The organism is Promicromonospora panici (assembly GCF_900608595.1).
Lineage (GTDB): Bacteria > Actinomycetota > Actinomycetes > Actinomycetales > Cellulomonadaceae > Promicromonospora > Promicromonospora panici.
In genome coordinates this window covers 101,968-125,437 of the sequence record NZ_UWYY01000018.1, presented here as the reverse complement: position 1 = coordinate 125,437, position 23,470 = coordinate 101,968, and the positions used below count along the sequence as shown (strand labels likewise).

General features: G+C 72.1%; 18 protein-coding genes. 4 read left to right on the top strand and 14 right to left on the bottom strand.

Annotation, left to right across the window (positions count from 1 at the left end; translation table 11 throughout):
• Positions 1-20: 20 nt before the first annotated feature.
• The 4 genes from EW117_RS21030 to EW117_RS21015 all read right to left on the bottom strand — a co-directional run bounded on the left by EW117_RS21030 (position 21) and on the right by EW117_RS21015 (position 7,821).
• Positions 21-425: a hypothetical protein gene (locus tag EW117_RS21030; protein ID WP_129788647.1), complete on the bottom strand. Its 405-nt coding sequence runs from the start codon at positions 423-425 to the stop codon at positions 21-23.
• Positions 422-6,595: a polymorphic toxin-type HINT domain-containing protein gene (locus tag EW117_RS21025; RefSeq protein WP_242504425.1), complete on the bottom strand. Its 6,174-nt coding sequence runs from the start codon at positions 6,593-6,595 to the stop codon at positions 422-424. The genes EW117_RS21030 and EW117_RS21025 overlap by 4 nt, the downstream gene beginning before the upstream one ends.
• Before the next feature lie 243 nt (positions 6,596-6,838).
• On the bottom strand, positions 6,839-7,276 hold the full coding sequence (locus EW117_RS21020; RefSeq protein ID WP_129788646.1) for an ACT domain-containing protein: 438 nt from the start codon (positions 7,274-7,276) through the stop codon (positions 6,839-6,841).
• Positions 7,273-7,821: an OsmC family protein gene (locus EW117_RS21015; RefSeq protein WP_129788645.1), complete on the bottom strand. Its 549-nt coding sequence runs from the start codon at positions 7,819-7,821 to the stop codon at positions 7,273-7,275. Before EW117_RS21015 ends, EW117_RS21020 begins: the two co-directional genes overlap by 4 nt.
• A 64-nt stretch (positions 7,822-7,885) precedes the next feature.
• Between EW117_RS21015 and EW117_RS21010 the strand changes: the two genes are divergently transcribed.
• Positions 7,886-8,590, top strand: coding sequence for an ArsR/SmtB family transcription factor (locus EW117_RS21010; RefSeq protein ID WP_242504420.1), 705 nt, complete (start codon positions 7,886-7,888; stop codon positions 8,588-8,590).
• Positions 8,591-8,629: 39 nt separating this feature from the next.
• On the opposite strand, the gene EW117_RS21005 is transcribed toward EW117_RS21010, so the two are convergent.
• From EW117_RS21005 to EW117_RS20985, 5 genes are read right to left on the bottom strand one after another with little or no spacing between them, the layout of a single operon-like run.
• Positions 8,630-8,971, bottom strand: a complete 342-nt coding sequence (locus EW117_RS21005; RefSeq protein WP_129788643.1) for a hypothetical protein — start codon at positions 8,969-8,971, stop codon at positions 8,630-8,632.
• Between the two features lie 58 nt (positions 8,972-9,029).
• On the bottom strand, positions 9,030-11,762 hold the full coding sequence (locus tag EW117_RS21000; RefSeq protein ID WP_129788642.1) for an ATP-binding protein: 2,733 nt from the start codon (positions 11,760-11,762) through the stop codon (positions 9,030-9,032).
• Between the two features lie 56 nt (positions 11,763-11,818).
• On the bottom strand, positions 11,819-12,613 hold the full coding sequence (locus EW117_RS20995) for a hypothetical protein (protein WP_129788641.1): 795 nt from the start codon (positions 12,611-12,613) through the stop codon (positions 11,819-11,821).
• Positions 12,614-12,654: 41 nt separating this feature from the next.
• The gene (locus EW117_RS20990; RefSeq protein WP_129788640.1) at positions 12,655-13,125 is read right to left on the bottom strand and encodes a DUF6196 family protein; all 471 of its coding nucleotides are present in this window, start codon (positions 13,123-13,125) and stop codon (positions 12,655-12,657) included.
• A gap of 39 nt (positions 13,126-13,164) precedes the next feature.
• Positions 13,165-13,626, bottom strand: a complete 462-nt coding sequence (locus EW117_RS20985) for a winged helix-turn-helix transcriptional regulator (protein ID WP_277986482.1) — start codon at positions 13,624-13,626, stop codon at positions 13,165-13,167.
• A gap of 91 nt (positions 13,627-13,717) precedes the next feature.
• Between EW117_RS20985 and EW117_RS20980 the strand changes: the two genes are divergently transcribed.
• Positions 13,718-14,575 (top strand): SDR family oxidoreductase, encoded by an 858-nt coding sequence (locus EW117_RS20980; RefSeq protein WP_129788639.1) that lies wholly within the window; start codon positions 13,718-13,720, stop codon positions 14,573-14,575.
• A gap of 116 nt (positions 14,576-14,691) precedes the next feature.
• On the opposite strand, the gene EW117_RS20975 is transcribed toward EW117_RS20980, so the two are convergent.
• From EW117_RS20975 to EW117_RS20955, 4 genes are all read right to left on the bottom strand, one after another.
• Entirely contained in the window at positions 14,692-16,611 is a 1,920-nt protein-coding gene (locus EW117_RS20975) for an acyl-CoA dehydrogenase family protein (RefSeq protein WP_129788638.1), read from the bottom strand.
• Positions 16,612-16,878: 267 nt separating this feature from the next.
• Entirely contained in the window at positions 16,879-18,555 is a 1,677-nt protein-coding gene (locus tag EW117_RS20965; RefSeq protein WP_129788637.1) for a PepSY-associated TM helix domain-containing protein, read from the bottom strand.
• Positions 18,556-18,659: 104 nt separating this feature from the next.
• On the bottom strand, positions 18,660-19,313 hold the full coding sequence (locus EW117_RS20960) for a hypothetical protein (protein WP_129788636.1): 654 nt from the start codon (positions 19,311-19,313) through the stop codon (positions 18,660-18,662).
• A gap of 7 nt (positions 19,314-19,320) precedes the next feature.
• Positions 19,321-20,061: a FadR/GntR family transcriptional regulator gene (locus EW117_RS20955; RefSeq protein WP_129788635.1), complete on the bottom strand. Its 741-nt coding sequence runs from the start codon at positions 20,059-20,061 to the stop codon at positions 19,321-19,323.
• Positions 20,062-20,160: 99 nt separating this feature from the next.
• Between EW117_RS20955 and EW117_RS20950 the strand changes: the two genes are divergently transcribed.
• Both EW117_RS20950 and EW117_RS20945 read left to right on the top strand, forming a co-directional pair.
• Positions 20,161-20,799, top strand: a complete 639-nt coding sequence (locus EW117_RS20950) for a gluconokinase (RefSeq protein ID WP_340641104.1) — start codon at positions 20,161-20,163, stop codon at positions 20,797-20,799.
• Positions 20,799-22,322: a GntT/GntP/DsdX family permease gene (locus tag EW117_RS20945; RefSeq protein ID WP_129788634.1), complete on the top strand. Its 1,524-nt coding sequence runs from the start codon at positions 20,799-20,801 to the stop codon at positions 22,320-22,322. The genes EW117_RS20950 and EW117_RS20945 overlap by 1 nt, the downstream gene beginning before the upstream one ends.
• 117 nt (positions 22,323-22,439) lie before the next feature.
• Here EW117_RS20945 and EW117_RS20940 read toward each other — a convergent pair whose 3' ends face one another.
• Positions 22,440-23,447 carry a hypothetical protein gene (locus EW117_RS20940; RefSeq protein ID WP_129788633.1) on the bottom strand — a complete coding sequence of 336 codons (1,008 nt, stop codon included), beginning with the start codon at positions 23,445-23,447 and terminating at the stop codon, positions 22,440-22,442.
• Between the last annotated feature and the right edge of the window lie 23 nt (positions 23,448-23,470).

The following is a 23,470-nucleotide window of genomic DNA, read 5'->3' as shown; positions in this document are numbered from 1 at the left end:
GACGGCTCCCCCACGCGCCGTCAGCTCGCCGAGAGCTGGTCGACAAGCGCGCGGATCGGCAGGAGGTCGTCCGCGATCCGTCGCTTCCTGACGTACGACTCAGCCTCCGCCACCGCATCGGACAGCAGCGCGACCAAGACCGCTCGCTGGTCCTCGACCGGCCCCGGCCCGACCGCCGCCTGGACCGTGAGGTGGCTGTCCTTGGTGCGGAACCGGCCCGTGCGGACACCGACGAACGTATTGGGTGCCACCCTCCCGTCGACGTGAAAGACCACGCTCAGCCGGACAGGGCTGCGCACGCCGGCACCCAGCTCCGCCACACGCATCGAGAGTGCGCCGATCTCGGCGCCCCACGCTCGCTCGCCGTCGATGTCCCCCATGACCGCGCCCACGGCGAGCGCCGGGGGCCCTGCGTCGTCCGTCACGGCACACTCCCTGCCCATGGTTCGTGGTTTAGCGGACCTGGATCGCGCTCGACGATCCACCGCTCGAGGTTGAGCATCTGGTCCCGCGTGCCACTGGTCATCGGGATCAGGCGGTCGGTACCCAGCTCCGAAGAACCATAACGTCCCTTGAGGTCGTTGGTGATTCCCCACTTCTGGAACGTCCCGTCAGCGCTCACCCGCCGGTACAACCAGTTCGTCGCGGTGCTCGCTCGCGAGTTGCCGTGGGTTGACGAGGGTGCGGGGCGCGGCGGCGTCGCGGGGTTCGTCTCGAACCGGCCGGTCGTCGGGTTGCGCAGGGCGCCGTTCTCGCCCGTGGGGCAGTTGTGGACCAGTACCGCGTCGGCCGAGGCGTCGCCGGCGCTGGCGTAGAACGTGTGATCACGGTCGACGGTGAGGTTGTGCACCACGGCGCGCTCGTGCTCCACATCGACGTCCGCGACCTGTACCCAGGTGCCGGCGCTCGTCTTGAGCCAGTCGCCCGAGCGGAGATCGATCGCATCGACCCAGGTGTCCTTCTCGGGGTTCCAGAACGGGTGCCCGTCGGTTGCGACGATCTTCTGCTGACCACCGTCGTCGTCCCGCACGGTCACCGTGACCAGAGTCTTGGGACCGCTACCCGTGATGCGCGCGGTGACGAGCTGCCCGCCTGAGCGGTCGCCGGTCTCCTCATCACCGGCAAGGACCTCGTCGCCGGGCTCGAGGTCCTCGATCGGCTTTCGAGTGCCGTTCGCCAGCAGCACCAGGGTGCCTGACACGAAGCTGTTACCGGTCTTGCAGGTCAGTGGCTCGTCCGCCTTCGCCGAGTCGCCTCCCCCTGAAGTGTCGGCCTTCTTCTTGGCGGCGTCAGCTCTCGCCCGCTCCTTCGCCTCAGCCGCCAGCTTCTTGATCTTGGCGTCCGCCGCTGCCTTTGCCTTGGCCGCCTTCGCGGCCGCCTCCCGAGCGGCCTTGGCCGCGGCGGCCTTCGCCGCCTCCGCCGCCTGTTTCGCCTTCTTGGCGCCGGACAGGATCTGCTTGGCCCACTTCAGCTCGCTGGAGAAGGTCATCACGGCCTTGCCGGCCTTGTAGATGGCCTCGCCGATCTTCGCCGCCTTGAAGATCTTGCCCCAGGGCAGCGCGCCGACCACGAGCATCACGCAGGCACCGAGGTCGCCGTCGAGGCAGTCCATGAGGTCGGTGATCCCCAGGAACTCCATGAGGACCTGCCCGCCGGCCTCCAGGATGACGTCGAGCATCGACTTCGACTCGAGCTGCTGCGCCTTCGCCACGTCCTCGGCGCTCGGGCCCTCCACCTCCACGCCGGGGTCGTTCGGGTTGGAGGACGTGCCACCGCCGGTCGGCCCGGCCTCCTCCATCTCGCCCGTCGGGTCCGTGTAGACCAACGGGTTGTTCCCCGCGTACGCGTACGGCGACGAGCCCGCCGGTATGGCTCCGGCCGGGTCCCTCGACGAGAACCGCCCGGTGCCCGGGTCGTAGTTCCGGGCCCGCATGGCGTAGTTGCCCTCGCCCGTGGTCGGGTCGAGGTACGCGCCGGCGAACCGCATGGGGTTGCTCAGCTCGGCGGCCGGATCCGCATCCTCAAAGGCCGCAGCGAGCGTCGTCCCCTGCCGCGGGTTGCCGAACGGGTCGTAGTCGTAGCCGTCCTCGACCTGGCCGTCGGGCGACAGCATGTTCGCCACGCCGCCCAGCCAGTCGTGGGTGTACGCGTGCGCGCCGCCCTGCGTCTCCAGCAGCGCCAGCGGCTCGTCGGTCGGCCCGTAGGCGAACGCCTGCCGGCTGACCACCGCCCCGCTCGCTCCGGTCACCGTGTCGACGGCGATGTTCTCCAGCGACCCGTTCGTGTCCCAGGCCCAGTGCCGGGTCTTGGCGCCGGCCCCGATCCCCGAGATGGCGTCGAGCCGCATGCGGGTCGCGTCGTAGGTGTAGCGGGTGGTGATCCCGTCGACGTTCGCCTCGGCCAGCGTGTTGTCGAGGTTGTACTTCAGCCGGTCGTCGCCCGCGCGCGTCTGGTTGCCGAGCACGTCGTACTCGTAGTCCTTGCGCTCCACCCCGTCCTTGCCGACCGTGAGCTCCTTGATCAGCTGGCTCGCGTCGTCGTAGGAGTACCGCGTCAGGTCCTCACCCGCCGAGCCCGAACGCTTCTGCTGCGTCCGGTTGCCGAGCAGGTCGTACTCGTAGGAGATCCGGCCCGCGGCCTTGGTCGACCGGTCGCAGTCGTGCGCCGCGTAGCAGGCTTCTGTCACCCGGTTCGCCTCGTCGTACGCGTAGGCGACTCCCTCGGTGACGCCGCCGCGTGTGGTCATCACCTGGGTGGGGTTGCCCACCTCGTCGAGCGTCAGGTCGAATGCGGAGACCGGGTCCTGCACGCCCTCGACGGGCTCACCGGTGCGCTCGGTGCCGATCGAGGTGAGCCGGCCCGCGTCGTCGTACTCCCGCTCCTCGGTCAGGCCCGTGGCCGCCGGCAACGTGGTTGCCGTCCGGCGCCCGGCGACGTCGTACTCGTACTCCCACCGGGCGCTGCCTGCGCCCATGGAGCCGCCCGACGCCGTCGTGGAGGTGAGCCGAGAGTCGTCGTCGTAGGTCGAGGTGATCTCCGTGCCGTCCGGGTACGTCCGCGCGCTGATGTTGCCGCGCTGGTCGTACCCGTAGGTGAAGGTCTCGGCGGCCTGGTTCGCTTCCTCGCGGACCACCTTCGTGATCTGGTCCTCGTCGTCGTACGTCATCGTGCGCACGCCCAGCGGGTCCCCGTACGACGTCGTCCGGTCCTTGGCGTCGTAGCCGTACGTGTACCTCGGACCCGTGGACCCGACCTGCTGGCTGGTCAGGCGGCTGCGCAGGTCGTACACCGAGGTGATGGTGCGCTGCGCCCGCTCCTCGTCCGTGAGGTCGGACAGGTCCTCGCGCCGGTCGGTGGTGATGCTCGAGACGGCGTTCGACTCGGCGTCGTACCCGATGTGCGAGGTCCGGCCCAGCGGATCGGTGGTGGTCACCGGACGACCGGCGTCGTCGTAGGTGACGTGCGTGCGCCCGCCCTGCGGGTCGCGCACGCCCACCACGCGGCCGTCGTCGTCGTAGCTGAGCACCGTCGCGAAGGCCTTGCTGAACAGCGGCAGCTCCGGTGCGTCCGGCTGCCGCACATGGCTGATCTGGTCGTCGTCGCGGTACGCGTAGAAGGTGGTGCCGCCGCGCGCGTCGGTGAGCTCGGTGGGCCGGCTGTTCGCGTCGTACGTGGTCGACATCGTGTTGCCGAGCGGGTCGATCTCCCGGACCCGGTTGCCCGCGAGGTCGTACTCGTACCGCGTGGTGAACCGGTCCTTGTCGGCGCCCTCGACATTGCCACGGGGCTCCGTCACCGAGGCGAGCAGGCCGTCGTCGGTGTACGAGTACGTCGTGATCGCGCCGGTCGGTGACGTCTCCTTGATCTTGTTGCCCGCCGCGTCGTACTCGGTGCGCGTGGTCTTGTTGCCCGCGTCCGTGCGTTCGGTCTGCCGCCCGTTCTTGTCGTACCCCATCCTGGTTGTGCGGCCGTTGGCGTCCGTGACCGAGTCGACCTGGCCGGTGTTGCTTCGCTCGAAGCTGGAGGTCTTGTTCAGCTCGTTGATCGACGCCGTGGTGCGGTCCAGAGCGTCGACCTTGATGTCCCGGTCCGTGTGCCCGCCGCCCGGGTACGGCATCCGCATCCGGATCGGGTTGTCGTTCGCGTCGTAGAAGTACTCGGTGGTGAAGTCGGCCCTGTTCGCGCCAGGCACGTTGCCGCCGGGCGAGGTCACCGTCTTGACCAGGCCCTTCGCGTCGTACGTGTACGACGTCGTCAGGTCGTCGCCGCGCATCCGCACGCTCTCGGACTCGCGCCGCCCGGCATCCGTGTAGGCGAAGGTCATCACCCGGCCGCCACCCTCGACCCGCGACTGCAGGCCGTTGTCGAGGTAGCTCGTCGTGGTGACGACGCCCTCGGGCGTGACCTCGTGGGAGAGCCGCCCGACGTCGTCGTACACGCTGCGCCAGCCGCGGTGCTTGCCGGGCTCCTCGACACTGACCACACGGTCTTGCTCGTCGTAGTGCGTCTTGGTCGTGTAGTGCCGCCGCTGGCGCGGGTCCGCCGTCCCGCGCGGGTCGGTCTGCGCGACCTGGCGACCCGTCCGGTCGTAGAAGTACTCGCTCCGGCGCCCCTCTGGCGAGACGACGGCGGACAGCAGCCCCGCGTTCTCCTCGCCGTCCGGCAGGTACTCGTACCGCGTGACCTTGTCCCGCTGGTCGGTGGTGGAGGTGCGCAGGCCGCGGTCGTCGTAGGCGTGCGTGATGTCGTTGCCCTCGGCGTCGACACTCCGCACCAGCTCGTTGAACTCGTTGTACGTGTTCTTCCAGACGTTCCCGTTGGCGTCGGTGTACTCGATGGGGTTGTTCCGGTCGTCGTACTTCGTCTTCTCGTCGAAGCCCTGCGGCGCCACCGCCTGCGTCGGGTTGCCCTGCGCGTCGAACCGCACCACGTGCTGGTACTGGTTCCCGTTGACCACGAGGTTGCGGTCGAGGCGCTGGTTGTAGCGGTGGTTGTCGGCGTCGCCCGTGCTGCGCTGGCTGTAGAGCAGCACGTTGCCGCGGTAGCCGTCATAGATCGAGATGTCGTCCGCGTCGGTGGTGCGCGCCTCCTGCTTCTCGGCGTCCCACTCGAACGACATCTGCGCGCCGACGCCGTCCCGCTGCGTGATCACGCGGCCGCCGGTGCCGTACTCGTTGTGCACGGCGACGACATCGTGCGGGTCGATCACCTGGGCAAGCCTGCCCTCGGCGTCGTACCGGTACTCCCAGACGTTCCCGCGCGCGTCCTTGACCTTCGTGAGCAGGCCGTCGGTGTACTCGAAGCGGACCTGGCGGCGGTCCGGGAGCACCATCCGCGTGATCACGCCGTCCTCGAGGTGGGCCACGGCCGTGCGCCCAGAGGCGTCCGTGATCGTGACCTCGTCGCGGTCCTCGTCCCTACCCTTGTCATCGACCTCGACATAGGCGAGGCGGACGCCGTCGTCGCGCGGGCTGAGCACGGCGCTGAGCCGGCCCGTCGCCCCGAACTGGTACCTCACCTGCTGCGGGGTGACCAGCTCCCAGCCGTCGCCGTCCCGCCTCAGGTTCGAGCGCACGCCCGGCGGCCGCGTGTACGCGTCGCCGTCCGGCGTGTAGACCGCCTCGGCGCCGTCCTCGGCGCGCACGATGACGCCGTCGTCCGTCTGCGTGACGCGCATGTCGTAGGACCACGCCCAGCCGACGCCGAGCGGGCCCTGGCGGTTGTTCGCCGACGAGTAGGTGCGCGCGCTCGCGAACGGGATCCCGAACGACGCCATCTGCATGTCGCGCTCGACGCGCACGAACGCGCCGGTCCCCGTGTTGACGCCAACGCCCCGCTGCGCCTGTCCGACGGCGGTCGGCGCCAGCGCGTTCTCGCACCCGCAGCCGGCGGCCTGGTCGTCCGGGATGCTCGGCGGCAGGATCGTCGCGCGCGGCTGGGACGAACCAGAGGGCTCCGAGACGACCTCGTCGCCGCCCGGCAGCACGGCGGCGACGGTGACGAAGTAGCGCTTGTCCGGGTCGAGCTCCCAGCCGTCCTCACGCCCGAACGAGCGGCAGAAGTCCGCACTGCCGCAGAACCGCGGGCCCTCCAGCTCGGCTCGCGAGAGCCGCACCGACTCCTGCTCGGTCTGGTCGTCCCCCTCGTACAGGCGCACGACGGCGTCGGTCCAGTTCGGATCGACGTCGTCATCGTCGAAATACAGCACCAAGGACGTGTCGCCGAGCAGGAAGCCCGGGCGCAGGTCGATGCCGGAGAAGCCGCCGGCGGCGAGCTGCCGCACCGGGGAGGTGAGGGTCCGCCACTCGCTCGCGTCGACCTCGGTGGGATCGCCGCCGGCCGGCACGGCCTCCGGGACCACAGGCGGCCGTTCGTCCTCCGGCAGGGCGGTGGAGCGCCGCACCCCGTCCGGCATGGGCCGGTCGGCCGGACCTTCGCCCGCCATGGCCTGTGGCACCGGGCCTACTGCCACGGCCGGCTCCTGCGGTGCCACGGCGATCAGCAGCGACGCCGCGAAGCCGACGGCGACCGCTGAGCCGAGCCAACGGCGCTCCAGCCGGGCGATCACAAGGTGGTGCGCACGTGCCTCGGACATCGCCAACCCCCGCGTTGGTGTTTCCTGAACAGTCGCTCGACAACGAGTGTGATCACACTGAAGGCGTCACGCTACGAAAATGTCGCGCATTCCTGATTCATATGCATTCAGTCGGCATAAAACACGCAGGTCAGGGGATCGGACTGCCGCCGAGAATCCGTCAGGAACTGCCGCCCGACGCACGTGGCAACTGCAGCAGCCGCTGAGGGCCGCGGCGCATGGCGCGCATGGTCGCGTGGACCGTCATCGGACGGCTGCGCGCCCGTCGCGCGAGGTGACCCGGCGCGCCCAGCGCGCCACGACCTCCCGCGCGGCCGGCTCGTCGGCCTCGTCGACCAAGAGCACCAGATTGCCGACGTGGTCGCTGTACTGGACCAGCACGTTCACCCCGGCGTCGCCCAGGCGCCGCGCGAGCGTGCCGAGCTGGCCCGGCACCTCCTGCTCCAGGCGCGCCAGGACGACGTCGCGCACCGCCGCGGGGCCGAGCCCGGCCGCCGTGACCGCCGCGAGCGCTCGGGCACCGTCGTGCACGAGGTAGTGCGCCACGGTGTGGCCGTCGTGGGTGAACACGCCGCCACCCTCCAGGCTCACCCCCGCCTCGCCGAGCGCCTGGCCGAGGTCGGCCAGGGCGCCGGGGCGGTCGGGCAGGTGGACCTCGAGGTCCTGCGTGCCGGCGCTCATGCGAACCGCACGGTCATGCCGACCTCGACCGGCACCGCCAGCGAGTTCGCGACGTAGCAGCCGTGGTGGGCCTGCTCGGCCAGCTCCCGGACCAGGGCTTCGTCGGTCCCGGCGGCCACCGTGACGGTCGCGGCCAGGCGGATCGCCCCGAGGCGGGCCGGCGACGCGTCGAGGTCCAGGTAGCTGGTGGCCTCGTCGTCGTAGGACAGCACGTCGATGCCGGCGCGCGCGGCGGCCCCGAGGAACGACAGCAGCTGACAGGAGGAGGCTGCCATGACCACGAGCTGCTCCGGGTTGAACCGGTCGGGGTCGCCGCGGAAGGCGGAGTCCGCGCTGAGCTCCACCACGGGGGTTGCGGGCGCCGCGACGGCGGCGTGGTCGCGCGAGTAGGAGCGGATGCCGGCGCCCGTCGAGCCGGCCCAGTGGACGCGTGCGACGTAGGGGTGCGTAGGCATGCTGGGTCCGGGCGTGTCGGGGCGGGTCGCCTGCGGGCTGGTCGTGTCAGGACCGGTCGTGTGCTGACTGGTCGTGTGCTGACTGGTCATGCGGGGACCGTAGGTCGGGAACGCTTCGGTGGACGCCGAAATGTCCCGGCCGTACGGTCGGCGCATGGGACGCGACCGGGACTTCACCGCCGTAGGCAGGGCGCTGTCCACCCCGGCGCGCTCGACGTTCCTGAACCTGCTCATGGATGGCACCCGCCGCCCCGCGGGCGAGCTAGCGCGGGCGGCCGAGGTGAGCGCGTCGACGGCGTCGGAGCACCTGAGCGTCCTGGTCGACGCCGGGCTGGTCACCTACCAGAGCCAGGGGCGCCACCGTTACTACGCCCTCGCGGACAGGGAGGTCGCCACCGCGCTGGAGACCCTCGGCACGCTCGCCGACGCCGCCCCCGTCTCGGGTTACCGCCGCAGCCGGCAGGCCGAGTACCTGGCGGCGGCCCGGTTCTGCTACGACCACCTCGCGGGCCGGCTCGGCACCGGCCTCACGGACGCCTGGGTCCGGTGCGGGTGGCTCGCCGGCCGCGACGAGCTCAGCCTCAGCGACGCCGGCGCCGTCGGCCTGGGCGCGATCGGGGTGGACGTCGACGGCGCCGTCACCTCCCGCCGGGCCACGACCCGGGCCTGCCTGGACTGGACGGAGCGCCGGCCGCACCTGGCCGGAGCTCTCGGCGCTGCGGTCGGCGCGCGGTTCCTCGACGCGGGGTGGGTGGTCCGGCACCGGTCCGGTCGCGGGCTGGACGTCACAGATTCCGGACGCCGGCTCGTCCGCGACGCGTGGGGCATCAACCTGGCCGACGCCGCCGTGAGCGGCTGACCTTTCGACGCCGCGTTCGAGCGGGAACCTGTGGTCCTGTCAGGCACCGAAGTCCAGCACCTGCTCGGGCGGAGGCGTCTCGTCCTCGAGCGCGACCCCGTGAACTTCGCGGACGTAGGCGCGGAACCACCGGTCGAACGGCTCTTGGGACGTCGCGAGTCCCTTGAACACCGACGGCAGGTCCTCGGCCTCGACGTAGACGACCGCCACGTCACCGGTCGGCGTCGGCTGGATCCACACCGCCTCGCGGGTGATCCCCAGCCGATCCCGGGATGCCTCGAACGCCTCCTTGCGGTGCCCGCGCCAGCAGGACGTCATGGCCTCCCGGTCGTCGTCGGTCTTACCGGGCAGGATCGGAAGTACGAAACCCAAAGCAGGCATGTCGGTCTCCTCAGAGTGTTGGTACACCTGAGCCTGGCTCGGCGACCGAGCGGAGACATCACTCGATCGTGTGATCCTGCCGCACCACTTCGGCGGTGAGGGCACTGCGCGAGGAGACCCCGAGCTTGGCGAAGACGTGCCGCAGGTGCGTGTTGACGGTGTGCGGCGAGACGAACAGGCGACCGGCCGCCTCGCGGTTGGTCAGCCCTTCGGCGACGAGCCGGACCACGGCGAGCTCGGTGTCGGTCAGGCTCGCCCAGCCGGAGGCCGGTCGCTGCCGCTCACCACGTACGCCGACGCGCACGCCCATCGCCCGCAGGGAGGCCCGAACGCGCCCCGCCCAGGCGGAGGCGCCCACCTGCTCGTAGATGTCGAGAGCCTCGACCAGTAGCAACTGTGCTCCCGCGGGCCCGACCAGCGCTGCGGCGTCCTCCAGGGTCCCCGCCCGGTCCAGAATCCGCGGGGAGGACCGCGCCAGCTCGACGGCATGCAGGAGTGCGTCCTGGTCCCGGTCGGCAAGACCGCGACACCGGACGGCGGCAGCCTGGACCCCCACCACGTCGCCGGCCAGCGCGGCCGCTTGCTCGACGCTGTCGGCGACAGCCGCCGCGACGTCGGGCCGACGTACGGCCAGCGCCAGTCGGCTCAGAGGTGGACCGAGCAGCCGCAGGAAGCGCAGAACCTGGCCGTCGAGGTCGTCGCGCCAAGCCGTCATCACGTGCCGGAACGCGGCCGCTGGGTCACCCCGTCCCTCGGCTGCACATGCCCGAGCGAGCGCCGCGACCTCCACTCCGTAGGTCCTTGCCTCGGGAAGACCGCCGAGCAGGGCCTCAGCGGCAGGCAGGTCTCCACGGCCGGCGAGGATGAGCGCCTGGTAGCCCGTCGACTGGGTGACCGGCACCTGGTTGCCTCGTTCAGCCGCGGAGTGGAGGCCGGCTTCGAGCTCCACGAGTGCGTCGTCCCACTCACCCAGGTCGAAGAGCAGCTCGCCGGTGAGCTGCTGGATGTCGGGCAGAATCCACGACGATCCGAGAACTGTGCACTCCGCGACCGCGTCCTTGTACGCCTCCCTGGCCGAGACGAGGTCGTCGGCGTCAGCCAGCGCCATGCCGAAGAAGAAACACGGGTGCCGGAGCCGACCCTCAGCCGAGTCTCGGGCGATGTCGAGCGCCTGCCGTGTGAGATCGACCGCCTCGGCGTACCTGCCCTGCGTCTTCACCGCGAACGACAACGTGGTCCGGCTCCACACCCGCATCCCGTCGTCCCCGGCGCGGTCCGCGGATGTCACGGCCGCCCGGGCACTGTGCTCGCCTCCCGGCAGGTCGCCCGAGAACGCGCGGCCGTAGGCGGCCTGGGCCAGCACGAGCGCCCGCCCGGCATCCGACAGATCGGGAGTCGCGAGAGCCGCTTCAGCCTGCGCAACCAGCTCGGGGCCCCGATTCTGCAGGGACAGCGCCTCGACGAGCAGGAGCCGCAGTGCGGCGGTGGATCTCGTGACGTGCGGCCGCTGAATAGCCTCCTCCGCAAGAGCAGCACAGTCCGCGACCCGGCCGGCCCGGAGCAGGGCTTCCGCGAGCTGCACCTCGACGTCGTCCGATGGCGCGAGCAGACGGGCCCGCTGCAGCAGCTCGACCCCGACCTCGGGCGCCCGCGGGAGCGCCTCTGCTGCCGCGGAGCGTAGCCAGGCAGCCGCTTGGGCGTCACCGGGCACGGCACCGCGAAGCACGTGGGCAGCGATCTGTGTGACCGGAGCTCCAGCGCCGGCGAGCACCCGGGCGACCTCTCGATGCAGCGCCACCCGCCCAGCTTCGGGAATATCGTGGTAGATCACCTCGTGCACGAGCTGGTGCCGGAAGGCCAGGTTGCTTGATTCTTCGCGGAGCAACCGGCTTTCGACCGCGGGCTGCAGGTCTCCCAGGAGATCGACGGCGCGCCGGCCCGTCACCGTGGACAGGTCAACCAGCGAGAAGACGTCCCCCAGTACCGCGGCCACGCGCAAGGTTGCGAGGGTCGCGTCCGGCACGTATCGCAGACGGCGCAGCACCAGGCTGCCGAACGAATCGGGGAGCGATCCGTCGGCGGAGACCGATCGCGCGATCTCCAAGGCCCAGAGCGGGTTGCCGCCCGCCTTCTTCACCACCAGCTCGAGGGCGGGGTCGTGCCCGGACTCGGCGCGAACCAGCTCGAGCGCCTCGGCCGGTGCCAGCGGACCAAGCTGCAGCGATACCGCGCCAGCGGCGATCGCCTCGGCCAGAACGAGGTCGAGCTCGGCGGTCCGAGGTGTCGGCCGCAGCGTCACGACGACCAGCACGGGCAGAAGCGTTGCCCGATGGAGCAGCGCTCGAAGGACCAGGTACGTGGACTCGTCCGCCCAGTGCAGGTCTTCCAGCACGAGCAGCGTCGATGCAGCTCGGGACTCCACCTCGACGAGCTCGATGGCCGCCTCCAGCACGTCGTACCGGACGTCCGACCCCTGTCTGCCGCTCAGCAGTGCCGCGAGCTCGGCGCGGCGCGGATCGGGCGATCCGCGCCGCATCCCCAGTGCCTCTGCGACAGCCCCGAACGGCCGAGTCGTCTCCAGCGGCCGAGCCGCACCGACCAGACAGCTGAACCCGCGGCGCCCTGCCGACTCACGAACGCTCTGGACGAGGCGGGACTTGCCGATCCCCGCTTCGCCCTCGATGAAGACGACGGATCCAGAGCCCCGCGCGGCAGAATGCACGAGCTGGTCGAGCACCGCCCGCTCCGCGGTACGGCCGACCAGGGCTGGTGAGGAGGCTGCCACCGCCATGGCGAAAGCGTATGCCCGGACATCGCAGGGCACCCCAGCCAATCAGGGACGAGCGCTCAGCCCGCCTCGCGCGCCCCGCGCCCGGCGCCGCCGCTCCACTGCCTGCGGAACCAGCCCTCCCACGTGTGCCCGCCGAACCGCTCGCCCGCCGTGATCAGCTTCTCGAACGAGTGGTAGCCGCCGGGCAGCCGCACGCGCCACAGCAACCGAGGTACGCCTGGCGTCGGCGCCGGGTCCTTGGCGCGGTAGCGCTTCAGGCGGGTCAGCTCGAGCAGCTCCTCCTCGCGCATGGGGACAATCTCCAGGGCGATGCCTCGCTTGTCGGTGATGCGCAGCAAGCCGTAGATCCGGTCCTTCAGCCAGCCGCTCACGGCGGCCTTCAGGTGGGCCAAGGGTCCACCGATCGTCGGCAGGCTGGGCGGCATCTCGTACGACAGGCCGACGCGAGCAGCCTGCGTCCAGCGGACGACGTCCCACGTCGTGCCGTGCCAGAACCAGATGCCGGCGGCGTCGACGACGATGCCGCGCGGTCGCGTCACCTTCCAGAAGTTGGCGACGAAGAGCAGGCACAGGCCGCCGAAGAAGAGCCCGAAGAAACCCGCGATCGCCTTGGCGGCCGGGTCCGGGTCGGTCACCACGGCCCACCCGCAGGCCCACGCCAGCGGTCCGGTCAGCGCGATGCCGACCACGAGCGTGATGGCGCCGAGGCGTCCGAGGTCGAGCCGGTGCGCGTCCGGGGAGAAGGCCGGTTCCGCGTCCGGCCTGGGGTCGACCTGGGCCGGGCTCACCTGAGCTGATCCGACCTGAGCCGGGGCGCCTGACGCGTGGCCCGTCGTGTCCTGGTTTGTCACGAGATGATCGTAGGGGTCAGCCCGCTCACGTGGGGGCCGGCTCAGCCCTGGGCGCCCCTCGATCGGAGCCTCTCGACGACGGCGACCGCGTCGGCCAGCAGCGTGTCGGGGCAGCCCCAGTAGTCGAAGATGCCCCCGCGCGACGTGTTGCTCCCGCACACCACGAACACTCCGGTGCCCAGCTCCTGCTTCAGGTGCGAGGCGAGCCAACCGACGAAGCCGCTGTTGTCGGCGGCGTGCGGGAAGTGGAACGAGAACAGCCCGAATCGCTCGGCGCCGGCCGCACCCGATGCCCCGTCCCCCGCCTCGTCCGGGGGCGCGGGCGCGGGCACGAGGCTGCTCCACACGTCCTCGTCCCGCACGACGGCCAGCGTCTCGGGCGTCAGAACCGGCGGGTCGACCGACTCCTCGAACGTCCAGGACCCGTCGTGCACGACGAGCTCGGCCTCGGAGATGACCTCGACCAGCCGCGCCTCGATCTGCTCGGCGGTCTCGATACTGATGCTCACCATGAGCGGAGGTTATGCCTCCACCGCGGTCCCGGCGAGGCTTTACGCGCCGTCCCCGTCCGACGCCGACCGGGCCTGCTCGACGGCGCGCTCGGCGACCGCGTCCTGGAGCAGGTCGGCGAGGGAGCGCAGCCGCTCCGCGACGGCTTCGCCGAGCGGCGTCAGCGAGTACTCGACGCGCGGCGGGATGTTCGTGACGACGTCGCGCGTGACCATGCCGTCCCGCTCGAGGGCCTGCAGCGACTGGGAGAGCATCTTCTCGCTGACCCCCTCGACGCGGCGGCGCAGCGCGTTGAACCGGTAGCTGCCCTCCCCCAGCGCGAGCAGGGCGAGCGAGGACCACTTGGAGGTGACGACCTCGAAGGCGGCCCGCGAGCCGCACCCCCGCGCGAACACGTCGGTCACCAGCTCCTGCGTCGGGCCGTCGGTCGCGCCGTCGCCGGGCACGGCGGACTCCCGGTCGTCAGATTCGAGGTCTGCGGATTCCAGGTCGGCGATGCTCACGAAGCCAGAGTACCGCGCGCACTCGGAATGTGGTGTACTTTCGTTTCGTTAGTGCTACCCGCTGGCAACTACCCAAGCAATGGAGAGTGTTATGACCACCTACGCCGTCACCGGTGCATCGGGTCCCTTCGGTCGCCTCGTCGTCGAGGAGCTCCTGTCCCGCGGTGTTCCCGCCTCGGACGTCGTGGCGATCGTCCGCACGCCCAGCAAGGTCGCCGACCTCGCCGAGCGCGGCGTCCAGGTTCGCGAGGGCGACTACTCGCGCCCCGAGACCCTGCCCGCGGCCCTTGCCGGCGTGCAGCGCCTGCTGCTGGTCTCCGGAAGCGAGATCGGGTCGCGCGTCGCCCAGCACACCGCGGTGATCGACGCCGCCAAGGCCGCCGGCGTGGAGCGCATCGCCTACACCAGCATCCTCAAGGCGGGCAACACCTCCAACCCGCTCGCCGGGGAGCACGAGGCCACCGAGGCGGCGCTACGCGCCTGCGGCATCCCGGTCACCCTGCTGCGCAACGGCTGGTACTTCGAGAACTACACCTCGCAGCTCGGCCAGTACCTCGAGCGAGGCGAGATCGTCGGTGCCACCGCCGGCGGCAAGGTCTCGGCCGCTGCCCGCGCCGACTTCGCCGCGGCCGCTGCGGCCGCCCTCCTGACCGACGACGACGGCGACGCCGTCCACGAGCTCGGCGGCCCCGCGTTCACGTTCGACGAGCTCGCCGCGACGGTCAGCGACGTGACCGGCACCAAGGTCGCCCCCCGCGACCTGTCCGTCGAGGAGTACGCGGCCGCGCTGGAGCAGGTCGGGCTCGACGCCGGCACTGCCGGGTTCGTCGCAGGCCTCGACGCCTCGATCGCCGCCGGGGACCTCGAGACGGACAGCGAGGATCTGGCCCGCCTCCTGGGCCGCCCGTTCACGCCGCTGGCAGACGTGGTGCGCGCCGCGCACGCGTGACCCGCTGCGCCGCATGAACGGTGCCGGGTAAACGGTCCCGGGTGGTCGGTAGTTCGTCAGGTGTTCGGCATTCCGGGCCGAACACCTGACGCTCCGCCGGCCGGCCGAGCGACAGCTCAGGGGGCGCTGGGCGCGATCCAGGGGCCGGTGCCCTCCGACTGGTCGATCACGCCGTCCTCCAGCCAGCGAAGCCGGCCGTCCAGCACGGCCCGGGCCAGCCGGGTGTCGGTCCGGTCCGTGGAGGCGTTGAGCCTGCGGAAGGTCTCGGCCACCCGCTCGCGGGACTGCTCGCAGAAGGCGTCAGCAAGCCGGACGGCGTCGGCGCCCGGCGCCGGGTCCTGGCGGCGCATCGCGTCGGCCCTCGTGCAGACCGCCGACATCGCGAACAGCTCGGCGCCGACGTCGACGATGCGGCCGAGCAGCACCTCTTTCCGGTCGAGGCGCGCCTGCCAGCGGGCCATGGCGTAGAAGGTGCGCCGAGCCAGCGTCCGGGAGGACCGCTCCACGAAGCGCAGGTGCCGGGCGAGCTGCCCGAACTCGCCGTAGGCGCCGGGCCGCATCCCCTGGCCGGCCACGAGCGTCGGCAGCCAGCGTGCGTAGAACCGGCTTGCGCCGACCGCCGAGTGAGCCTTGGCCAGGATCGGGGCCTCCCGTGAGGCGAGCTCGCCGGCGGCGTGCAGGTGCACATCGACCGCCTCGCGGGCGATCAGCAGCCGCATGATCTCCGAGGACCCTTCGAAGATGCGGTTGATCCGCATGTCCCGCAGCAGCTGTTCGGCGGGCACGGCCCGCTCCCCGCGGGCGGCGAGGGAGTCCGCCGTCTCGAAGCCGCGGCCCCCGCGGATCTGGACCAGCTCGTCGGCGACCCGGTAGCCCATCTCGCTCGACCACAGCTTGGCCAGCGCGGCCTCGATCCGGAAGTCCTTCTGGCCGGCGTCCGCGAGCGCCGCGGACAGCTCGAACACCGACTCGAGCGCGAACGCCGTCGCCGCGATGAACGCGACCTTCGAGCCGACGGCCTCGTGCTCGCCGATGGGCCGGCCCCACTGGACCCGTTCGGTCGACCACTGGCGGGCGATGCCCAGCGACCACTTGCCGGCGCCGGCGACGATGGCGGGGATCGAGAGCCGGCCGGTGTTGAGTGTGGTGAGCGCGATCTTCAGGCCCTGGCCCTCGCGGCCGAGCCGGTTCGCCGCCGGCACGCGCACCTGCCGGAACCGGGTGACCCCGTTCTCCATGCCGCGCAGCCCCATGAACTTGTTGCGGTGCTCGACGGTGATCCCGGGGCTGTCGGCCTCCACCACGAACGCGCTGATGCCGCCGCGCCGGCGCCCGCGACCGCTCCCGTCGCCGTCGTGCGGCGGCACCGCGGCCATGACGACCAGCAGCTCGGCGATCGGGCCGTTCGTCGTCCAGAGCTTGACGCCGTCCAGGAGGTACGCCGAGCCGTCCTCGGTCGGGGTCGCGGTCGAGTTCATCCGGGCGGGGTCGGAGCCGACGTCGGGCTCCGTGAGCAGGAAGGCCGAGACGGCGCCCGCCGCGCACCTGGGCAGGTACTCCTGCATCTGCTCGGGGGTGCCGAACATCTTGACCGGCTCCGGGACGCCGATCGACTGGTGCGCCGAGAGCAGCGCCCCGAGGCTCGGGTGCACGGTGCTGATCAGCATCAGCGCCCGGCCGTAGTCCACGAGCGACAGCCCGAGGCCGCCGAACTCGCGCGGGATCTTCATGCCGAAGGCGCCGATCCGGCGCAGGGCGGCCATGGTGTCGTCGGGGATGTGGTCCTCGCGCTCGATCCGTGCGCCGTCGATGGTCTCGCAGACCTCTCGCAGGGTTTCGAGGAACTGCGTGCCCCGCTTCGCGACCTCCGGGTCGGGCACCGGGTAGGGATGGATCAGCGTGACGTCGAAGGCGCCGAGGTAGATCCCCTTGGCGAAGCTGGGACGCGCCCACTCCTTCTCGCGGGCTTCCTCGGCGACCTCACGGGCCTTGCGCTCACCCGGTGTCGAGGACTGGTGCACGGCGTCGACGCTCATGTCGGACCTCCCGGCGGGCCGGCGCGGAACCACGGCTCGCTGCGTTGCGACCCTGTGCCGGCGGACGTGACTCATGGTAGGCACGCGGTCAGATCTGCCACCACCCGCCGCCCGGGAGGAGCGGTCCTTGGTTGTGGGCGGGATCTTTGCGACTACCCGTCCGGTTTAGGCGCCTGCTGATCATGGCCAACTCCGGCATCCGGGCGGCCTCCCGCGAGGCGGCTGTGGCCGCCTCGCGCTGGTTCGTGGCGCTGCAGCTCCAGTCGATCAGCGCCCACCCGGACGGCGGACCACTGCCGCCCGCCGTGCGGCTGCCACTGACGGCCGCGCTGCGCCGACCTCGGCGCCCCGTCGGCCGGACCGGGCCCCGACGAGCGCGTCGAGGACCACGAAGCCCGCCAGCGGGTACCCGACCAGCGGCAGCCACCAGCCCACGAGGACCGCCACCGCGACCACGGCGGCGGTCCCCCACCAGGGCGCGCGGCGGAGCGCACCCCGGCGGGGCGGCCGTCCGGCGAGCGGGCGCGGCTCGCGCGTCGGCCGGCGCCGCCACCACATGAGGTAGCCGAGCACCACCATCGCCGCGATACCGCACGCGAGCCCGAAGAGCGCGATCTGGTTGGCCAGGCCGAACAGCGAGCCCATGTGTGCGTCGATACCCCAGCGGGTGAGCTTCGCGGCCAGCGGGAAGTCGGCGAAGTCCGTGCGGTCCGTGACCCGCAGGGTGTCGCCGTCGATCGCCACCGCGTCGACTTCGCTCGGGTAGCTGCGCTGGACCTCCTGCACCACCCACGCGGTGCCGGGCTCCGCGGGCGGCCTGATCTCGACGAGGCCGGTGTTGACGTTGACGCCCTGGGCCGTCGCGAGCACGGCGTCGAGCCGCTCGCCCCAGGCTGCCGGGTCCGCAGTGGCATCAGCCGCCGTCGCCCCGGGTGTCGCCTCGGACGCCGCGCCCGGTGTCGCGCCGGATGCCGCGTCGGTCCGGTGGTGGGCATGCCCACCCGCGTCAGGGCTGGCGGCGTCACCCGTGCCGCCGTCAGCCCCGGCGTCCGGCGACCCGGCACCTGCACCCGCACCCGCACCCGCTGGCAGCACTGGGTCGACCGCGGGCGTCTCCCAGTCGAGCGCCGCGCGCAGGTCGCCGACCCGGTCCCCGGCGTACAGCGACCAGCTGATACCCGTCGCGGAGAGGAACACCGCTCCCAGGAGCACCCAGATGCCGACCGAGGCGTGCCACGTGAACACGCGCCGGTACCCGCTACGCCCGCGGGCCGGCCGCACGAAGTCCCTCCGGGCGCGGGACGTGCGGAAACGGTGCGCCCAGAGCCCGAGGCCCGCGAGCGCGACGACCGCGAGCCAGGACGCGGCGAGCTCGCTGTAGACGCGGCCGACATCGCCCAGATGCAGGTCGCCGTGCAGGTTGGAGACCCAGTTGCGCAGCGGGAGGGCGCCGCTGGTGCCGTACACGGTGAGGTCCCCGCGCACCTCGCCCGTACTCGGGTCGACGAACACGGCGCGGGACTCGCTGTCGCCGAGGCCCTCCCCCGTGAACATGATCCGGGTCGTGTCGCCCGGTCCGGGCGCGGGGCGCACGGCCGACGGCGTCGCGCCGTCGCCGAGGTACGCCTGGGCGATCGCCGTCTGCTCGGCCAGGGTCAGCTGACCGTCCGAGACCGACGTGTCTGTGGTGGGGACGTGCAGCTCGTGCCGGTAGACGACCTGCTCGATCGCCGGCGTGAGGGCGTAGAGCGCGCCGCTGAGGGCTGCGACGAGGATGAACGGGCCGACGAGGATGCCGGCGTAGAAGTGCAGCCGCAGCAGCAGCTGGCCGAACCAGCCGGAACGCCGTCCGGGGCCGGGCACGTGCCGGCGCTCGGTCCGCCGCGGGTCGGTGCGGCCGGCCTCGCGCCCGGCTTCGGGCGCGGCAAGAACAGTGGTGGTCATGTGAGGGGGTTGCTTTCGAGTCGTCAGGGCAGCACCGATACCCCGGGCGCGGGCACGTCCGAGCAGGACGGCGGGCACGGCGGGGCCGATCGGTGGAGAAAAGGTCAGGCGGCGTGCGCGCGGGGCGGCCCGCGACGCCGCAGCGGTGACCTCCCGGGACGAGCCGAGAACGAATCGTCGAACCAGGCCGGCGCCGGCGTGCGCACGACGGGATACGGCAGGACGACGCTCGCGGGGACCGCGAAGCGACGCCGCACCCACTGCGCCATCCGCCCGGCGAGCTCCCGGAGCCGGACGAGCACTCGCTCACCGCTGTACAGGGCGGCCACGGTCGCCACCACGGCGGCCCCGTGCCAGAACCACATCGCGGGGCTCGCCTGGAGCAGCTCCGCGAGACCTGACGGGGACCCTTCCGACGAGCCCGCCACGATCCCCGCCGGCGACGTCGCCAAGCCGGCCGGCACCCCGTGGCCCAGGTGCCCGCCCGCCGAGCCGCCCGCCGCCGTCGGCGTACCCAGCACGAACAGCGTGTGGAACAGGACCTGGCTCAGTGCGACCGACGCCGTCGTCCGCCACAGCGAGAGGCGACGGCCCGCGAGGAACGTGCACACCGCCAGCGACAGCGCCCACGGGACGAGGATCCCCAGCCAGCCGGGGAGCGCACCACCTCCGGCGAGGTGGGTCAGCAGCGCGGCCGCCGTCGCTACCGAGGCCGCGACGGGACCCCGCGCGTCGCGGAGTCGTCGGGGCGCGGGCACGCCCCATTCATACAGGAGGCAGGACCGCCGTGCGACCGCCGGCGGGTGCCGGCCCCGCCCCGTTGTCGAGCGCCCCGCGCACCTCGCGCACGATGCGGGCCATCGCCTCCTCGGCGGCGTGGGCGTCACCCCGGGCGACCGCGGCGGCCACCGCCTCGTGCGAGTCCAGCGCCACCGGCTCGGGGAAGGCCGGCATCAGGCCGAGGTGGGTGCGCCCGGAGATGACGACGGCGACGACGTCGGCCAGCGCGGAGAAGAGCTCGTTCCCGCTGGACCGCAGGAGCAGCTCGTGCAGCTGGATGTCGAGCGCGAGGAACTCCTCGCCGTCGCCCTCGCCGGCCTCGCCGAGCGTGCGCATGCGGCGTGCGATCGCGACCAGCTCGTCGCGGACGGCGGCCGACGCCCCGCGTGCCGCGCCCGCCGCGGCGAGCGGCTCGACGGCCTGGCGCAGCTCGGTCAGCGAGCGCAGCTGCGACGCCCGTCCCGGACCGTCCAGGCGCCACGCGATGACCCGCGGGTCAAGGACGTTCCACGCTTCGTGCGGCAGCACGACGATGCCGACCCGGGGACCGGACCGGACCAGCCCCAGCCCTTCGAGCAGGCGCATCGCCTCGCGCGCGACCGTGCGGGACACGTTGAACTCGGTGCCGATGCCGTCCAGCGTCAGCGCGGTCCCGGCCGGGAGCTCGCCACCGGTGATGCGGCGGCCCAGGGAGTCGAGAACGGGGCTGTGCAGCACTGGGGGCATCCTCCAAGCCTAATTGGGCGGCGCGCCGCGGCCCGCCCGCTCGGCATTGGTGACATGAATCACGCATTAATGGTGTCATCAATGGGCGAAGATGGTGGGATGGACACAGACGTCACCGAGACAGCGATGTTCTCAACCCAGACAAGCAGCGGGACACCTGGCGGCGGGACGGACCGCCCGCCGCGGGCCATCGTCGTGATGGGCGTGGCCGGGTCGGGCAAGACCACGGTCGCCGCCCTCCTGGCGGGCCGGCTCGGCGCGTCGTTCGCGGAGGGCGACGACTTCCACTCGCCGGCGAACGTCGCCAAGATGGCGGCCGGCCACCCTCTGGACGACGACGACCGCTGGCCCTGGCTGCGCGGCATCCGGGACTGGTTCGCCAAGGAGCTCGCCGATGGCCACAGCGCGGTCGTGCCGTGCAGCGCCCTGCGGCGTGGCTACCGGGAGCTGCTGGAGACGGCGGGCAGCGACGCGACCGGCACCGTGCAGTTCGTGCACCTCACCGGCTCCTACGACCTGCTCCGCGAGCGGATCCAGGGCCGGGCCGGGCACTTCATGAAGCCCGAGATGCTCGACAGCCAGCTCGCCGCGCTCGAACGGCTGCAGGACGACGAGCCCGGGTTCACGGTCGACATCACGCCACGGCCCGACCAGATCGTCGAGGAGATCCTGCACCGGCTCGACGCCGGGATCGTCACCGAACCCACTACCGCACCCACCGAGCCCGAGGACCGCTGATGTTCCACTCCACCCACCTCCTCGCTCAGGGTGCCGCCGCGGCGGCCACCCTCCCCCAGGCCGCCGCCGATGCCGGTCCCACCGCGTCGACGCCGCAGCTCGTTTTCGCGGCGGTCGCCGGCATCGCCGTCATCATCACGCTCATCGTGTGGCTCAAGATGCACCCGTTCCTGGCCCTCGTGCTCGGGTCCGGCGTGCTCGCGCTGGTGGCCGGGATCGGCCTCACCGACACGTTCACGAGCTTCACCACGGGCCTCGGGACGACGGTCGCCGGCGTGGGCGTGCTCATCGCGCTCGGATCGATCATCGGCAAGCTCCTCATCGACTCCGGCGGGGCCGACCGGATCGTCGACACCATCCTCGACAAGACGCCGGCCAAGCGGCTGCCCTGGGCCATGGCACTCATCGCGTTCGTGGTCGGCATCCCGCTGTTCTTCGAGGTCGGCGTCGTGCTGCTCATCCCTGTCGTGATGATCGTGGCGCGGCGCATGCGCGCGAACCCCGTCCTGGTCGGCATCCCGGCGCTGGCCGGACTGTCCGCGCTGCACGGCCTGGTGCCGCCGCACCCCGGCCCGCTGCTCGCGATCGACGCCCTCGGCGCGAACCTCGGGCTCACGCTCGGGCTCGGCCTGCTGGTCGCCGTCCCGACCGTGATCGTCGCCGGCCCGCTCCTCGCGATCCCGCTCACCCGGTGGGTGCGGCTCGCGCCGCCCACCACCATCCTGGGTGTACCCGACGGCGACCGCGACGAGCACGCGGGCGCTGCCGGCGGGAGCACCGGCCGGAGCGCTGGTGGAAGCGATGGCGACGGGAGCTCGGCGGTCGCCGTGCTGCCGGACGCCGCCACCGGGCTGCGCAAGCCGTCCTTCGGCCTCTCGGTCCTGGTCGTGCTGCTTCCCGTGCTGCTCATGCTCGCGCGGTCCGTCGTCGAGATCGCGGGCGCCACCGATACCGGCTACGGGACGGTGCTGGAGTTCCTCGGCGAGCCCCTCGTGGCGCTCCTCATCACGTCGCTGTTCGCACTGTTCGCCTTCGGCACCGCCGTCGGCCGCACGCGGCAGCAGCTCGGCGACCTGGTCGGCTCGTCCTTCGCGCCGATCGCCGGGATCCTGCTCATCGTCGGTGCGGGCGGCGGGTTCAAGCAGACGCTCGTGGACTCCGGTGTCGGCGACGTCATCGCTTCCGGCATCGCGGAAGCCGGGATCACCCCGCTGCTGGCCGGCTGGATGGTCGCGGCGCTGATCCGGATCGCGACCGGGTCGGCCACCGTCGCGACGATCACGGCCGCGGGCATCATGGCGCCCCTGGCCGCGGGCCTGGAGCCCACGCAGGCAGCGCTGCTCGTCCTCGCCATCGGCGCCGGCTCGGTGTTCCTCTCCCACGTGAACGACGCCGGTTTCTGGCTCGTCAAGGAGTACTTCGGCATGACGGTCGGCCAGACGTTCAAGACCTGGTCGCTCATGGAGTCGGTGCTCTCGGTGGTTGCCCTGGTCGTGGTCCTGGTGCTGGGGGCCTTCGTCTGACCGCACCCGCGTCCGACCACACGCGGCAGCCGGGGCCGGCCGACCGGCCCGGCAGAACCTATACCCGAGGCCCGAATCCGCGGCCCGAATGGTCCGCCGCCACCACGCGGTTGCTGGTCAGTGGTTCTCGACGAGACGCAGCAGCAGGCGCGCCAGCCGGTACCGTGCCCGGCCGTCCAGGGTCCGCGGGTCGTAGCCCAGCTCGCTCGTCAGTGTGTCGTGGCGGGCCTGGAGCGTGGAGTGGTGCATGCCGAGCGCCGTCGCCGCAGCCCGCACGCTCTCCGCCGCGGCGAGCTCGTCGAGCACCGCGCGGGCGCGGGCGTCGAGCCGCGCGAGCGCGGCGACGTCGGGCTCCAGCGCGGCGACGGGTTCGAGCGCGCTGACGGCAGCCAGGACCACGCCGAGCTCGGCGGCGTCCACGACGGCGTCGTTGGCGGGCAGCAGCCGCAGGGCGAGCAGCGCCGTCCGGAAGGACTCCGGGAGCTGGTCGCCACGTCGCGCGACGCCGACGCCGGCCGGGCCGGAGATGGTCGCGTCCCGGCCGAGGATCACAGCGCGGACCAGGCCGTACGGTGTCGCCACGACCGTCGACGCCGCCGTCGGCAGGGCCGTCCCCGGGTCGTGCGACAACGGGAGGGCGGCGATGCGGGTCTCGCGCGCGGGATCGAGCCGGAGACGGGACAGCGCGATCCGGCGTTCCGCGACGTCGCGGGCGGCGTCGACGGCGATCTCGAGGGCGCTGCCATGCCGGCCGGGCCCGCGTGCACCGACCAGGTCGACCGCGAGCGCCAGCCGCTCGATGACCATCTCGTCGTTGGCGTGCGGAGTTCCTTCGCGCTCGAGCCAGACGCGCCCGTTGTTGATGGTCCGGGTCGGCCACTGCTGTTGAGCCGCGGTGCCGTCCGAAGTGGTGCGGTCCGCGAGCCGGCCGCCGTCGGGCCCGATGCGGTAGGTCCGACGGCCGTCGAACGCTCCGGCGACCGCGCCGCTGAGCACCGCCGCGCCGCGCAGCAGCGCCTGGAGCCCGACACCGCCCGCGACCAGCACGTCGAAGTAGGCCACGACTTTGAGGGTCTCGCTGGCCTCGGGGTCGAGCGCCGTCAGCCGGCCCACGAGCTCTTGCATGTTCGCTCCATCGCGCGTGTGAA